12 protein-coding genes are annotated in these 14,801 nt (G+C 65.5%); all 12 read left to right on the top strand.

Annotation, left to right across the window (positions count from 1 at the left end):
* The first annotated feature begins 128 nt into the window (after positions 1-128).
* A complete protein-coding gene (gene pncA, locus NLM32_RS24995; protein WP_254135413.1) occupies positions 129-767 on the top strand; it encodes a bifunctional nicotinamidase/pyrazinamidase in 639 nt (212 codons plus the stop codon).
* 13 nt (positions 768-780) lie between these two features.
* A complete protein-coding gene (locus NLM32_RS24990) occupies positions 781-1,899 on the top strand; it encodes an alpha/beta fold hydrolase (RefSeq protein WP_254131512.1) in 1,119 nt (372 codons plus the stop codon).
* A gap of 182 nt (positions 1,900-2,081) precedes the next feature.
* Positions 2,082-4,115, top strand: a complete 2,034-nt coding sequence (locus tag NLM32_RS24985; protein ID WP_254131511.1) for an NAD(+) synthase — start codon at positions 2,082-2,084, stop codon at positions 4,113-4,115.
* A 449-nt stretch (positions 4,116-4,564) separates the two neighbouring features.
* On the top strand, positions 4,565-5,380 hold the full coding sequence (locus NLM32_RS24980; protein WP_254131510.1) for a sugar phosphate isomerase/epimerase: 816 nt from the start codon (positions 4,565-4,567) through the stop codon (positions 5,378-5,380).
* A 29-nt stretch (positions 5,381-5,409) separates the two neighbouring features.
* Positions 5,410-7,047 (top strand): ABC transporter substrate-binding protein, encoded by a 1,638-nt coding sequence (locus tag NLM32_RS24975; RefSeq protein WP_254131509.1) that lies wholly within the window; start codon positions 5,410-5,412, stop codon positions 7,045-7,047.
* Positions 7,048-7,051: 4 nt separating this feature from the next.
* Positions 7,052-8,035 (top strand): ABC transporter ATP-binding protein, encoded by a 984-nt coding sequence (locus tag NLM32_RS24970; RefSeq protein WP_254131508.1) that lies wholly within the window; start codon positions 7,052-7,054, stop codon positions 8,033-8,035.
* Positions 8,032-9,024, top strand: coding sequence for an ABC transporter ATP-binding protein (locus NLM32_RS24965; protein WP_254131507.1), 993 nt, complete (start codon positions 8,032-8,034; stop codon positions 9,022-9,024). Before NLM32_RS24970 ends, NLM32_RS24965 begins: the two co-directional genes overlap by 4 nt.
* Positions 9,024-9,953 (top strand): ABC transporter permease, encoded by a 930-nt coding sequence (locus tag NLM32_RS24960; RefSeq protein WP_254135412.1) that lies wholly within the window; start codon positions 9,024-9,026, stop codon positions 9,951-9,953. Before NLM32_RS24965 ends, NLM32_RS24960 begins: the two co-directional genes overlap by 1 nt.
* The gene (locus NLM32_RS24955; RefSeq protein ID WP_375143573.1) at positions 9,950-10,873 is read left to right on the top strand and encodes an ABC transporter permease; all 924 of its coding nucleotides are present in this window, start codon (positions 9,950-9,952) and stop codon (positions 10,871-10,873) included. Before NLM32_RS24960 ends, NLM32_RS24955 begins: the two co-directional genes overlap by 4 nt.
* Positions 10,874-11,072: 199 nt before the next feature.
* Positions 11,073-12,923: a dihydroxy-acid dehydratase gene (ilvD, locus tag NLM32_RS24950; RefSeq protein WP_254131506.1), complete on the top strand. Its 1,851-nt coding sequence runs from the start codon at positions 11,073-11,075 to the stop codon at positions 12,921-12,923.
* Positions 12,924-13,160: 237 nt separating this feature from the next.
* Entirely contained in the window at positions 13,161-13,487 is a 327-nt protein-coding gene (locus NLM32_RS24945) for a hypothetical protein (RefSeq protein WP_254135410.1), read from the top strand.
* 441 nt (positions 13,488-13,928) lie between these two features.
* Entirely contained in the window at positions 13,929-14,711 is a 783-nt protein-coding gene (locus tag NLM32_RS24940; RefSeq protein WP_254131505.1) for a hypothetical protein, read from the top strand.
* The last annotated feature ends 90 nt before the right edge of the window (positions 14,712-14,801 follow it).

Below are 14,801 nucleotides of genomic sequence, written 5' to 3'. Positions count from 1 at the left end.
CAGGTGGGGACCGGCGCGGGGATCAGCCGGCCGTTTGCGCGACATCGTTGCGCGTGTCGGAGGTTGCGAAGCCGCGCGGGAAGATCGACATTGATGACGGCTGGCGCCGATTGCGCCGGACGGACGACATGGGGCCTGCGATGAAGATAACCGACCGCGACGCGCTGCTGGTGATCGATGTGCAGAACGATTTCTGCACGGGCGGGGCGCTCGCCGTTCCCGGGGGCGAGAAGGTCGTCCCGGCCATCAACCGGATCGCCCAAAAATTCGCCAATGTGGTGCTGACGCAGGACTGGCATCCGGGCGACCACGTCTCCTTCGCGCCGAACCATGCGGGCAAGCAGCCGTTCCAGACCATCGAGCTCGACTACGGCACCCAGGTGCTCTGGCCGACGCATTGCGTCCAGGGCACCGCCGGCGCCGAATTCCACCGGGAGCTCGAGGTCACCCGCGCGAACCTTGTGGTGCGCAAGGGCTTCCGCCGCGGGATCGATTCCTATTCGGCGCTGTTCGAGAACGACCACAAGACGCCGACCGGACTGCTCGGCTATCTGCGCGAGCGCGAGTTGAAGACGGTTTTCGTCGCCGGCCTGGCGCTCGATTTCTGCGTCCGCTTTTCCGCGGAGGATGCGCGCAAGGCGGGCTTCGAGGTTGTCGTGATTGAGGACGCCTGCCGCGGCATCGACCTCGACGGGTCGGTGGCCGCGACCCATCACAGCTTCAGGGAGCGCGGCATCTCCGTCGTCAGCCTGGAGGCGTTTTTGTGAGGATCATGCGGTGATGGTGGCGAGGACGAGTGGTCCACAGCCCGGCGACGCTGGGCGCGGCCCCGATGACCCCGTGTTGTGGCCGTTCGCGGCGGCACGGCTCGCCATGGACGCCTGCTTCTGGTGGCTGGAGCGCGGCCCGGCGGAGCACGGCGAGGGCGAACTCCCCTGGACCACGCCCGGCACTGCAGCGCTGGAGCTCGCCACCATGCGGCTGCGCGATTGTTCGCGCACGCGATCCGGTCAGCCGGCCTTGGTCTGCGCGCCTTATGCGCTGCACCGTGCCCTGATTGCCGATTTTGCGCCCGGCCACAGCGTGGTGCAGTCGTTGCAGCAAGGCGGCATCGATCGGATCTATCTCACCGACTGGCGCTCGGCCACGCCTGACATGCGCTATCTCTCGATCGACAATTATCTCGGCGATCTCAACGTCGCCGTCGACGAGATCGGCTCGCCGGTCGATCTGGTCGGCCTGTGCCAGGGTGGCTGGCTGTCGCTGCTCTATGCGGCGCGGTTTCCGGCCAAGGTGCGGCGGCTGGTGCTGGCAGGTGCGCCGGTCGACCTCTCGGTCGAGTCCAGGCTGTCGCAGCTCGCCCGCAACGCGCCCGAGATCGTCTACGACCAGATCGTCGCACGTGGCGGTGGCAATGTCAGCGGCGAGGAGATGCTGCGGGTCTGGTCGAAGGCGCCTGACCGTGACGACATCGCGGCGGCGTTGCAGAAAGACCTCTCGGACGAGGAGGGCGCGGCCCTGCTCGCGCGCTTCGACCGCTGGAACACCGAGACGCTCAACCTGCCGGGCACCTACTATCTCCAGGTCGTCAACTGGATCTTTCGAGAGAACCGCATCGCCAGCGGAAATTTCACGGCCTTCGGTCGCGCCATCGATCTGAAGAACGTCAAGTCTCCGGTCTTCCTGCTGGCCGGGCTCGACGACGATGTCGTGCCGGCCACACAGGCGCTCGCGACCGCCAGCCTCGTCGGCACGCCGCCGGCTTTCGTTGCCGCGGCCTCCGAACCGAGCAACCATCTCGGCCTGTTCATGGGCGCGCGGACCCACGCCCATGCCTGGCCCCGGATCGCGGAATGGCTGCGCAACGACCTCTCCGGCGTGCTTGCGCGCAGCGCCTGACGGCACCTGAAGCCAAGCCTGCAAGCAAAGGCCTGCAAGCAAAGGCCCGCAAGCCAAGGCCGGCGCAGCTGCAATTCCGTTATGCATGATGGCGGATGGCCTGCACGGGGCCCGGTCGATGGGCTAAATAGAGTGCAGAGCCGGCGAGGCCGGTCCGACGAGATTTAAAGGTGCTGTGCTCGATGAGCTTCCACTCGATCTACGCCCACGGGTTTGCGCGTGTTGCAGCCTGCGTCACCACCTCCCATGTGGCCGATCCCGCGGCCAATGCGAAGGCGGTCATCGCGACGGCGAAAACCTGCGATGCGCAGTCGGTCGCGGTGGCCGTGTTTCCCGAGCTCTGCCTGTCCGGCTATGCGATCGAAGATCTCGTCAAGCAGGATCCGCTGCTCGATGCGGTCGAGCGCGGGCTTGCCACCATTGTTGAGGCCTCCACGGCGCTGATGACCGTGCTGATCGTCGGCGCGCCGTTACGGTTTGGCCATCGCATCTACAATTGCGCCGTCGTCGTTCACCGTGGGAATGTCTTGGGCGTCGTGCCCAAGAGCTATCTGCCGACCTATCGCGAATTCTACGAGGGACGCCATTTCGCCTCTGGCGCCGGCATCGCCGGCGAGGCGATCGCCATCGGCAAGCTCCATGCGCCATTCGGGACCGATCTGCTGTTTGCGGCCGAGGACGTCCCGGGCCTGACCATCGGCGTCGAGATCTGCGAGGACATGTGGATCCCGGTGACGCCGGCCTCCGAACTGGCGCTGGCCGGCGCGAGCGTGCTGATCAATCTGTCGGGCAGTCCGATCACGATCGGCCGGGCGCGCTCGCGCGCGCTGCTGTGCCAATCGACCTCGGCCCGCTGCCTTGCGGCCTATGTCTATTCGGCCGCGGGGGCAGGGGAATCCACCACCGATCTCGCCTGGGACGGCCAGACCTCGATCTATGAGAACGGCGTGCTGCTGGCGGAGGGCGAACGGTTCCGGCAGGAGGGCCAGATCACGCTCGCCGACGTCGACCTCGACCTGCTCCGGCAGGAGCGCGCCCTGATGGGCACGTTCGACGACAACCGCCGGCAGCGCGAGGGCTTCTATCGCACAATCAGCTTCGCCGTGACCCCGCCGGCCGCCGACATCGGCTTCCTGCGCAAGGTCGAACGATTCCCGTTCGTGCCGAGCGATGAAAGCCTGCTCGAACAGGATTGCTACGAGGCCTACAACATCCAGGTCGCCGGCCTCGTGCAGCGCATGCGCGCGACCGGCACCAAGCGCGTCGTGATCGGCGTATCAGGCGGTCTCGATTCCACCCATGCGCTGATCGTCGCCGCCAAGGCCGTCGACCTGCTCGGCCTGCCGCGTGAGAACATCCTTGCCTATACCATGCCGGGCTTTGCCACCGGCAGCGAGAGCAAGACCAATGCGCTGGCGCTGATGAAGGCGTTGCAGACCAATTGGCAGGAACTCGACATCCGCACCACCGCCACGCAGATGCTCAAGGACATCGGCCATCCCTTCGGCAAGGGCGAGAAGGTCTATGACGTCACCTTCGAGAATGTGCAGGCGGGTCTGCGCACCGACTATCTGTTCCGGCTCGCCAACCATCATGGCGGCATCGTCATCGGCACCGGCGATCTCTCGGAGCTCGCGCTGGGCTGGTGCACCTACGGTGTCGGCGACCAGATGGCGCACTACAACGTCAACGCCGGTGTGCCGAAGACCCTGATCCAGCATCTGATCCGCTGGGTGATCGCCTCAAAGCAGTTCAGCGGCGATGTGAACGGGACGCTCGCCTCGATCCTGTCGGCCGAAATCTCGCCGGAGCTGGTTCCGGTCAAGCCAGGCGAGAAGCCGCAGAGCACGGAAGCCTCCGTCGGACCCTACGAGCTGCAGGATTTCAACCTGTTCTACACGCTGCGCTTCGGCCTGCGGCCGTCGAAGATCGCCTTCATGGCGTTCCAGGCCTGGAAGGACGTCGCCGGGGGCGAGTGGCCGCCGGCATTCCCGGCCGACAAGCGCCGCGCCTATGATCTTGCGGAAATTCGGCGCTGGCTTGAAGTGTTCCTGCGTCGCTTCTTCGCCTTCAGCCAGTTCAAGCGCTCGGCGATGCCGAACGGGCCCAAGGTCTCGGCCGGCGGATCGCTGTCGCCGCGCGGCGACTGGCGTGCGCCGTCGGATTCGAGTGCGGCGGCCTGGCTCGAGGATCTCGAGCGGAACGTGCCGAAGTAAGCGAAGAGGGCAATCCAGAACGACTTCGCGCCGCACGGCTGATCAAGCCGGCGGCGCGAAATCACGTTCAACCTCAGAAAGCACGAGGTCCGGAGTGCCTAGGAGTCCGGACCTCGTAACCTTGCCCCAGCCTTTGATGCCCCCGCCCCAAGTGGTCCCCCAACCCCGTGGTGCGCGATCAGAGGGTGATGCCCCGTGAAGGCCGCCGATCGATGTCCGCGATGTACGTGAGATCGGCATAGGATACCATTCCGGATCACTACGGACTTAATCGCGCTTGATTTCGCGCGCGCATGCATGCGCCTGCACGCGGTGCGCTCGGTGCTCCCCGAAATCGATGCAAGCGCGCGACGCGATGTCCACATCTCCCGAATCCGCATTTCACCGGCCTGTCATTGAACTGGTCTAGCGCTGCTCCCCGTCATCGCTGACGGCCAAGGGAGCAAGCCATGTCGAAGCCGGTGTTGGGCGCCGCACTATCCATCAAATCGATCCCCGCTCACCGCGACTGGCTTCTGGAGCGACAACGCGATCTCGAAATTCAGGACTTCTTCCGCGCCGATCTGCTCGATGGCGACTGGCGCAGCGCCGCCGCCGAGATCAAGCAGATGCTCTCAGGCCATACCGGCCGCCTCGGCATCCACGGCCCGTTCTGGGGCTTCAAGATCGACAGCCACGATCCCCTGATCCGCCAGGCTGTGACCAGGCGGCTGCTGCAGGGCCTTGATGCCGCTGAATTCCTCGGCGCGACGCAGATGGTGATGCATTCGCCGTTCACGACCTGGGACCACAACAATCTCGATCTCTATCCGGACAGCCGCGCCAACATCGTCGAGCGCGTCAAGGCGACGCTCGCCGAGGTGATCGCCCGCGCCGAGACCATCGGCTGCGAGATCGTCATCGAGAACATCGAGGACAAGGACCCGCGCGACCGCGTGCGTCTCGCCAAGGCGCTCGAAAGCAGCAAGGTGCGCGTCTCTCTCGACACCGGCCACGCCAACTACGCCCACATCTCGACCGGCGCGCCGCCGGTCGATTATTACGTCGAAACCGCCGGTGACATGTTGACGCATGTGCACCTGCAGGACACCGACGGCTTTGCCGACCGGCATTGGGCGCCGGGCGAAGGCAACATCCCCTGGGTCGCATTGTTCCGCGCGCTGGGCCGGCTGACATCCAATCCGCGGCTGATCCTCGAGCTGCGCAACCACGACGACGTCCGCAAGGGCGCCGCGCATCTCACCGCGCTCGGTCTCGCCGAATAACCAGATCGCAGAGGGCAGGGGTCATCGTCATGAGCAAGCTTACCCGTCGTACCATCCTGAAATCCGGTGGCGCTGCCGCCGGCACGCTGCTGCTGCCGCGCTTTGCGATCGGGCAGGGTGACAATCGTCCGTCGGTGACGATCGCCGTGCAGAAGGTGACGAATGCGAACGTGCTCGACGTGCTGCGCGAGCAGTCCAATGTCGGCGAGCGCGTGTTCTTCTCCTCGATCTGGGAAGGCCTCATCTCGAAGAATTTCCGCGGCAATCTCGAGGCCGTGCCGGGGCTCGCCACCGAATGGCGCCGCATCGACGATCAGACCGTCGAGGTGAAGCTGCGCCAGGGCGTGAAATTCCACAATGGCGACGAGCTGACCGCCGAAGACGTCGTCTTCACCTTCAGCCGCGAGCGCATGTTCGGTGAGACCGAAGCCAAGAGCCGCTCCACCATCCAGGCTTTCGAAAAAATCCCGATGCCAAAGCCCGGCAAGGAGCTGCCGCCGGACGTGCCCGCGGTTGCGCGCCGCATCTGGCCGGACCTCGTCCGCGTCGATGCCGTCGACAAGTACACGGTGCGCTTCTACAACGCGACGCCCGACGTCACCATCGAAGGCCGCCTGTCGCGCTACGGCTCCGACATCGCCAACCGTCGCGCCTGGGATGAATCCGCAAGCTATCTCGACTGGGCGCGCAAGCCGATCACCACCGGCCCCTACAAGGTCGTCGAGCTCAAGCCCGACGTCTCGCTGACGCTGGAAGCGCACGACGAATATTGGGGCGGCCGTCCGCCGCTCAAGCGCATCCGCTTCCTGGAAGTGCCTGAGGTCGCGAGCCGCATCAATGGACTGTTGTCCGGCGAGTACCAGTTCGCCTGCGACATCCCGCCGGACCAGATCGCCGGGATCGAGAAGAATGCCGCGTTCGAAGTGCAGGGCGGCACCATCCTCAATCATCGCCTGACCGTGTTCGACAAGAACCACGCCGTGCTTGCCAATCCGCTGGTGCGCCGCGCCTTCACCCACGCGATCGATCGTCAGGCCATCGTCGACAGCCTGTGGGCCGGCCGCACCCGCGTGCCGAAGGGCCTGCAGTGGGAATTCTATGGCGACATGTTCAACGCCGACTGGAGCGTGCCGGCTTACGATCCGAAGCTCGCGCAGGATCTGTTGAAGCAGGCCAATTACAAGGGCGATCCGATTCCCTATCGCCTGCTCAACAACTACTACACCAACCAGGTCGCGACCGCGCAGGTGCTGGTCGAGATGTGGAAGTCGGTCGGCCTCAACGTCCAGATCGAGACCAAGGAGAACTGGTCGCAGATCATGGAACGCGCGCCGACCCGCGCCGTGCGCGACTGGTCGAACTCGGCGGCCTTCAACGATCCGGTGTCGTCGATCGTTGCCCAGCACGGTCCGAACGGCCAGCAGCAGCAGATCGGCGAATGGACCAACGCGGAGCTGAACAAGCTCTCGGAGTTCCTGGAGACTTCGACCGACCGCGCCGCGCGCAAGAAAGCGTTCCACCGCATGCTGGAGATCGCCGAGCGCGAGGACCCCGCCTACACAGTGCTGCACCAGAACGCGACCTTCACGGCCAAGCCGAAGTCGATCAAGTGGAAGGCCTCGCCCGCTTTCGCGATGGATTTCCGCGCCGGCAATTTCGAGGCTTGAGGCCGTGGCGCCGCTCGTCAGCATCCAGGGGCTCAGCGTTGCCTTCAACGGCGTGCCGGTCCTGCGCGGCGTCGATCTGACCTTGCAAAAGGGCGAGGCCCTGGGCCTCGTCGGCGAGTCCGGCTCCGGCAAGTCCGTAACCTGGCTCGCTGCTCTCGGCTTGTTGCCGCGGCACGCAAAAGTCTCCGGCTCTGTCCGTCTCGATGGACGCGAGATCCTCGGTGCGCCGTCGTCGGAGCTCGACCAGGTGCGGGGCGGGCGTGTCGCCATGATCTTCCAGGATCCGGCGAGCGCGCTCAACCCGGTGCTGACCATCCGCAGGCAGCTCTGCGAGGCGCTGGCCTTGCATCGCGATCTCTCGGGCGAGGCCGTGAAGGCCGAGGCACTGCGGCTGCTCAATCTCGTTGGCATTCCCGACGCAGGCCGGCGGCTGTCCGCCTATCCGCATGAATTCTCCGGCGGGCAGGTCCAGCGCATCATGATCGCGATGGCGCTGGCCGGAAATCCCGATCTGCTGATCGCGGACGAGCCGACCACGGCGCTGGATGCGACCATCCAGGCGCAGATCCTGGAGCTGCTCTCCACGATCCGCCGCGAGATGAGCATGGCCATGGTCCTGATCAGCCACGACCTCGGCGTCGTCGCGGAGAATTGCGACCGCGTCGCGGTGATGTATGCCGGCCGCATCGTCGAGCAGGCACCTAGCAACCAGCTCTTTGCCGATCCCGTGCACCCCTATGCGCAGGGACTGATCGGCGCGCTGCCGCCGCTCGATGGGCCGCGCCGGCGTCTCACCGCCATTCCCGGCACCGTACCCGATCCCGCGCACATGCCTGATGGATGCGCCTTCGCGCCACGCTGTGCACTGGCAGCCGAGCCCTGCGCGCTTGCGGCCCCAACCCTCGCGCCCATCGCAAACGATCGCGCGGTCGCCTGCATCCGCGCCGAAGCCTCGCGCCGCGCGCTGCTCGGGATCGCCGCCGAATGAGCGCGCCGCTCGTCGAGGTGTCCTCGATCTCGCGCAGCTATGCGATGCGCTCCGGGATGTTCGGCCGGGCTACGGCCGTGCACGCCGTCGATGGTGTGTCGCTCAGCATTCCCAAGGGCGAAACGCTCGGTCTCGTCGGCGAGTCCGGCTCGGGCAAATCCACGACGGGGCGCATCGTGCTCGGCCTGGAGCAGCCCGATCGCGGCGAGGTGCGGTTCGGCGGCAAGGCGATGGCCGCGCCGGGGATGCCGGCGTGGCGTGCACAGCGCGCCCGCGTGCAGATGATCTTCCAGGACCCGCTCGGCGCGCTGGACCGGCGTTTGCCGGTGGCGACCCAGATCCGCGAGCCCCTCGACATTCATGGCCTCGGCACGGCCTCCGAGCGCGAGGACCGCGTCCGCGAATTGCTGCGCGCCGTCGAGCTGACGCCCGCGCATGGCGCGCGCTATCCGGGCGCGCTCTCCGGCGGCCAGCGCCAGCGCATCGTGCTGGCGCGGGCGCTGGCGACAAAACCCGATTTCCTCGTCTGCGACGAGCCGGTCAGCGCGCTCGACGTCTCGATCCAGGCGCAAGTGGTGAATTTGCTCGCCGATCTCCAGGTGCGGCTTGGGCTGACAATGCTGTTCATCAGCCACGATCTGCGGGTCGTCCGCCAGATCAGCAACACCGTCGCCGTGATGTATCTCGGCCGCATCGTCGAGATCGGCAGCGCCGACGATCTCTTCGCTCGCCCCGAGCACCCGTATACGCAGGCGCTGGTCTCGGCTTCGCCCGCACCCGGCCGCCGCAGCGCGGGCCGCATCGTGCTGGCGGGCGATCCGCCGAACCCGACCGCTCGTCCGAACGGCTGCGCGTTCCATCCGCGCTGCCCGCGCGCCATGGCGCGTTGCGCGAGTGAGGTGCCGGCGCTTTCGGCGGTCGGCGGCGACCGCCAGGTGGCCTGCCATCTCGTCACCGGGCCACAGGCCGAGACGCGGGACGCGGCATGATGGGGCGCTATTTCGCCATTCGGATCGGTCGTGCGGCGCTCACGATCGTGCTCGTCGTCACCTTCGCCTTCGTGGTGCTGCGGCTATCCGGCGATCCCGCGCTGATGATCCTGGGACCGGAAGCGCCGCCGGAAGTCCTCGCGGCCTTCCGCAAGGCGTGGGGCCTCGATGATCCCATCTGGTTTCAGTATCTCGATTACTTCGGCGCGATTGCCAAGGGCGAGCTCGGCCGTTCCATGCGTGACGGGCGGCCCGCGATCCAGCTCGTGCTGGAGCGCATCCCGGCGACGCTGGCGCTGACGCTGCCGGCCTTTGTCTTCAAGGTTGCACTCGGCATTCCCGCCGGCATCTACGCCGCGCTGCATCGCGGTTCGGCAATCGACCGCGCTGTGATGATGACGGCGGTCGCCGGCTTCACCGTGCCGAGTTTCGTGCTCGCGCTGCTGCTGGTGCTGGTCTTTGCCGTGCAGCTCGGCTGGCTTCCGTCGGGCGGGCAGGACAGCTGGCGCCACGCCATCCTGCCGATCGCGACACTCAGCCTCGGCGGCGCCGCCGTGCTGGCGCGCTTCACCCGCAGCGCCATGCTCGAGGTGCTGGGCCAGCCCTATATCCGCACGGCGTCTGCGAAGGGCGTGCCGTGGCGCAAGGTGGTGACGTCGCATGCGCTGCCGAACGCGGCGATCCCGACCGTGACCATTTTGGGCTTCATGGTGGGCTCGCTGATCGCGGGCGCGGTCGTGGTCGAAAGCGTGTTCTCGTGGCCGGGAGTAGGGCGCCTCCTCGTCGTCGCCGTCGCCAACCGCGACCTCGCCGTCGTGCAATGCATCCTGCTGCTGGTGGCGCTGACCATGGTCACGTCGAACCTGATCGTCGATTTCCTCTACGGCTTCCTCGATCCGCGTCTGCGTGCGAAAGGGGCCCACGCATGAGCGACGCGACGCTGAAGGACAGCAAAGCGTTTTCAAGCGAAGTGGATTCCGGTTCGCGTAAAGAAAACGCGTTAAAACTGGAATCCAACGTCCGCCGCCGCATCGGCCTGCCGGCGATCCCGGTCTCGGTCGCGCTAGCGGTCGGCTGGATCGTCGCCATGCTGGTGATCGCCGCGTTGGCCGAGAAGATCGCGCCCTATGGTTACACCCAATTCGATCTACGCAACCGCCTCTCGGCGCCCGGCAATGTCGCGCACTGGCTCGGGACCGACGAGCTCGGCCGCGACGTGCTGTCGCGCCTTCTCGTCTCGATCCGGATCTCGCTGCTGATCGCCTTCGGCGCGACCGCGATCTCGGCCGTGGTCGGGACCACGCTCGGCTTTCTGGCCGCGCATTTCCGCGGGAGCATCGAGCAGCTCGTGCTGATGCTGACCGATTTCCAGGCCAGCATGCCGTTCCTGATCATGGCGCTCGCCGTGCTCGCCTTCTTCGGCAATTCGCTGCCGCTGCTGATCGGCCTGATGGGCCTGTTCGGCTGGGAGCGCTACGCCCGCATCGCCCGCGGCCTCGCCATCTCCGCCAATGCGCAGGGCTACGCGGCCGCGGTCCGGCAGCTAGGGGCGACGCCGACGCGGATCTACCTGCGGCATATCCTGCCCAACATCGCCTCGACCCTGATCGTCTCGACCACGCTGGTCTTCCCCGAAGTGATCCTGATGGAATCAGGCCTGTCCTTCCTCGGCCTCGGCGTGCAGCCGCCGATGACCAGCCTCGGCAACATGGTCGGCTATGGCCGCGAATATTTGACCCGGGCACCCTGGATCATGCTGGCGCCGGCGACCACCATCGTGGTGACCACGCTGGCGGTGTCCGTGATCGGCGACTGGCTGCGCGATCGGTTGGATCCGACGCTGCAGTAGGGCCCGTAGCCCTGCGCTCCATCCAGGCTACGAAAATGGCCGCGCCGGGAGCAGGGGAGGCCTGCACCGAGCCGATCTGGGCCCTTTCGGGGCAAGTTCCCGTTGCGCCGGCCCACCCCGTGCGCTATCCGGCCGGAAAGGCCTGAGGCGGCTCCATATTTTCCCGCCCGGCCGGTCAAACCCGAGGACGGAAACCGCCATGCCAGCCTATCGCTCCCGCACCACCACCCACGGCCGTAACATGGCGGGCGCCCGCGGCCTCTGGCGCGCGACGGGCATGAAGGACGGCGATTTCGGCAAGCCGATCATTGCGGTGGTCAACTCCTTCACCCAGTTCGTGCCCGGCCACGTCCACCTCAAGGACCTCGGCCAGCTCGTCGCCCGCGAGATCGAGCAGGCCGGCGGCGTCGCCAAGGAATTCAACACCATCGCGGTCGACGACGGCATCGCCATGGGCCATGACGGCATGCTCTACAGCCTGCCGTCGCGCGAGCTGATCGCCGACAGCGTCGAGTACATGGCCAACGCGCACTGCGCCGACGGCCTCGTCTGCATCTCCAACTGCGACAAGATCACGCCCGGCATGCTGATGGCCGCGCTGCGGCTCAACATCCCCGCCGTGTTCGTCTCGGGCGGCCCGATGGAAGCCGGCAAGGTCAAGCTGCAGGGCAAGACCAAGGCCGTCGACCTCATCGATGCCATGGTCGCTGCCGCTGATTCCAAGGTCAGCGACGAGGACGTCAAGGTGATCGAGCGCTCGGCGTGCCCGACCTGCGGCTCCTGCTCGGGGATGTTCACCGCCAACTCCATGAACTGCCTGACCGAGGCGCTGGGTCTCGCGCTGCCCGGCAACGGCACGGTGGTCGCCACCCACGCCGACCGCAAGCGCCTGTTCGTCGAGGCCGGCCACACCATCGTCGATCTCGTTCGTCGTTATTACGAGCAGGACGACGCCTCCGTGCTCCCGCGCAACGTTGCGAACTTCAAGGCGTTCGAGAACGCGATGACGCTCGACATCGCGATGGGTGGCTCGACCAACACCGTGCTGCATCTGCTGGCCGCCGCCCACGAAGGCGAGGTGAAGTTCACCATGCAGGACATCGACCGGCTGTCGCGCCGCGTGCCCGTGCTCTGCAAGGTCGCCCCGTCGGTCGCCGACGTGCACGTCGAGGACGTGCATCGTGCCGGCGGCATCATGGGCATTCTGGGCGAGCTCGACCGCGCCGGCCTGATCGACACGTCGGTCTCGACCGTTCACGCGCCGACGATGAACGAGGCGCTGGAGCGTTGGGACATCAAGCGCTCCAAGAGCGAGGCTATCAGAACCTTCTATCGCGCCTCGCCCGGCGGCATCCCCACACAAGTCGCCTTCAGCCAGGAGCGCCGCTACGACGAGCTCGATGCCGATCGCGAGAAGGGTGTGGTGCGCAATCTCGAGAATGCCTTCAGCAAGGACGGCGGCTTGGCCGTGCTCTACGGCAATCTCGCGCAGGACGGCTGCATCGTGAAGACCGCGGGCGTCGATTCCTCGATCCTGAAATTCTCCGGCCCCGCGCGCGTGTTCGAAAGCCAGGACGCGGCCGTCGAAGGCATTCTGGGCGGCAAGGTCGTGGCCGGCGAGATCGTGGTCATCATCTATGAAGGCCCGCGCGGCGGTCCCGGCATGCAGGAAATGCTGTATCCGACGAGCTATCTGAAATCGATGGGCCTCGGAAAGGCTTGCGCGCTCGTCACCGACGGACGCTTCTCCGGTGGTTCGTCCGGTCTGTCGATCGGCCATCTCTCGCCGGAGGCGGCCGAAGGCGGCAACATCGGTCTGGTGCGCACCGGCGATCGCATCGCGATCGACATTCCGAACCGCAGCATCAACCTCGAAATCTCCGACGAGGAGCTTTCCAATCGCCGTGCCGCGGAGGAGGCCAAGGGCGACGCCGCCTGGCAGCCCGCCGCGCGCAAGCGCAACGTCTCGACCGCGCTGCAGGCCTACGCTGCGCTCACCACCAGCGCTGCGCGCGGCGCGGTGCGCGAAGTCAAGCGTCGCACGAAGTAAGCACACCCAGCGTAGACGCGATCGCAAACGTTGCGGTCGTGCATGGTCAACAAGTTCTGAACGGCCGGTGAAAACCGGCCGTTCGCATTAAGGATGCCTCAACGAACTTCGGCAGCTCAGGATTTTGCGGCGTATACTGCGATCGACCTTCGCAAATCCATTTTGGGCAACTGGGGCACCAACCTAATGTCTCGTACTCTTGCTGTCGTTTTCTCCACGGCCGTCGCTGCACTTGCCATGACGACCGCGGCCTCCGCCGGCTGCTACAATTGCTACGCGCCGCCGCAGCCGTGCACGACCTGCTATCAGCAGCAATACGTCGCGCCGCAATACCGCACGGTCGACGAAACCGTGATGGTGTCGCCCGGTTCGACCGTCGCGCATCGCACGCCGGCGCAGTATCGCACCGTGATGGTTCCGCAGACCGTGATGGTGGCGCCGCCGAGCGTCCAGTACGAGCGCATCCCGCCGCAATACGCCACGCGCCAGCGCGTCGAGATGGTGTCGCCGGGCTATTCCTATTACGCACCGGTGCAGCCTGCTTGCGGCAATTGCGGCTACTGAGCCGACGCAACAACAACCATCATCGCAACAAACAAGATTTCACGCGGTGCCCCAAAAGGGCGCCGCGTTTTGTTTTGCCGGCGAAGCCAAACGAGGCCCGGAAATGGAGGCGAATCCAACCGGGCCTCGCGACCGGCGACGCCCTGGGTGGCATCGCCAGTCCCGACCGAGGCTAAAGCACCAAACTGACGGGCGCCTGACAGATCCCGTTCCGGCGGAAAGGCGGGGCAGGCGGCGGCAGCCGTCTTGCAAGAAACGTGGCTGAGGCGATCGATCTCAACCGTGTGGTTGAGGCAGACGACGAATGGCTGGCTTATCCTTGGATTTTTGGAGAAAGCCATGCGCCGAATAATTGGATGGGCCTTATTTGTTGGTCTTACCTGTCTGTCAGTCTCGTCAGTCCCTGCCCAGGCTCAGGCGACGCGAACCTGGGTGTCAGGTGTGGGCGACGACGTAAATGCGTGCAGCCGCGCCGCACCTTGCAAGACCTTTGCCGGGGCGATTGCCCAGACGGCAGATGGCGGCGAAATCGATTGCGTCGATGCGGGCGGATTTGGAACGGTAACAATTCTCAAAAGCATCACAATCGACTGCGGTGGAACATTTGGTTCCATCCTTGCCTCGGGGACCAACGGCATCAACGTCAACTCTCCCGGGAGCAATGTCGTCTTGCGCAACCTCAGCATCGACGGTGCGGGGACAACTCTCGGACTCAGGGCGATCAATATTCTCGCCGCGAACTCCGTTTCAATCGAAAACGTGACGATGTCGAACTTCTCGCAGCAGGCGATTGCGGATGTTCGTCCGACTGCCGGGACCCTCACGATCGTCGATTCCGTCGCACGGAACGTTGCCGGGGCCGGATTGGGAGCCGCAACAGGTGGCGCCCTGAAATTGCAGATCAACAACTTCAGGTCATTCAACAACGGGTTCGGAATTTCCCTCGGCGCGAGCATCAATGCCACCATCGCCAATAGCGAGCTGTCCGGCAATACCACCGCCGGGATTGACAACGAAGGTGCCAACATTGCTGCAACCAACAATGCGATCTCAAACAACGTAACAGGTATTTTGAATCAAGGTGGTACGACGCGGCTGTCGAATAATGACCTTTTCAACAACACCACCGGTATCAAAAACGTCTCCGGAAACGTGATCAGCTATGGCAACAACCGAAACAACAGCGGCATATCCGGACCGATTTTGTCTTCAAGTCAGTTCTAGCGCTGCCTGAACGGCACACGTGCTGAAGGCCCGCCAGCGGCAGCCGGCGGGCCTTATTGTCATCGCATCAGTCGAAGGGGGCGTCATGAG

The organism is Bradyrhizobium sp. CCGUVB14 (assembly GCF_024199935.1).
Lineage (GTDB): Bacteria > Pseudomonadota > Alphaproteobacteria > Rhizobiales > Xanthobacteraceae > Bradyrhizobium.
The sequence above is the reverse complement of the archived record's forward strand: the minus strand, read 5'-3'. Positions and strand labels throughout refer to the sequence as shown.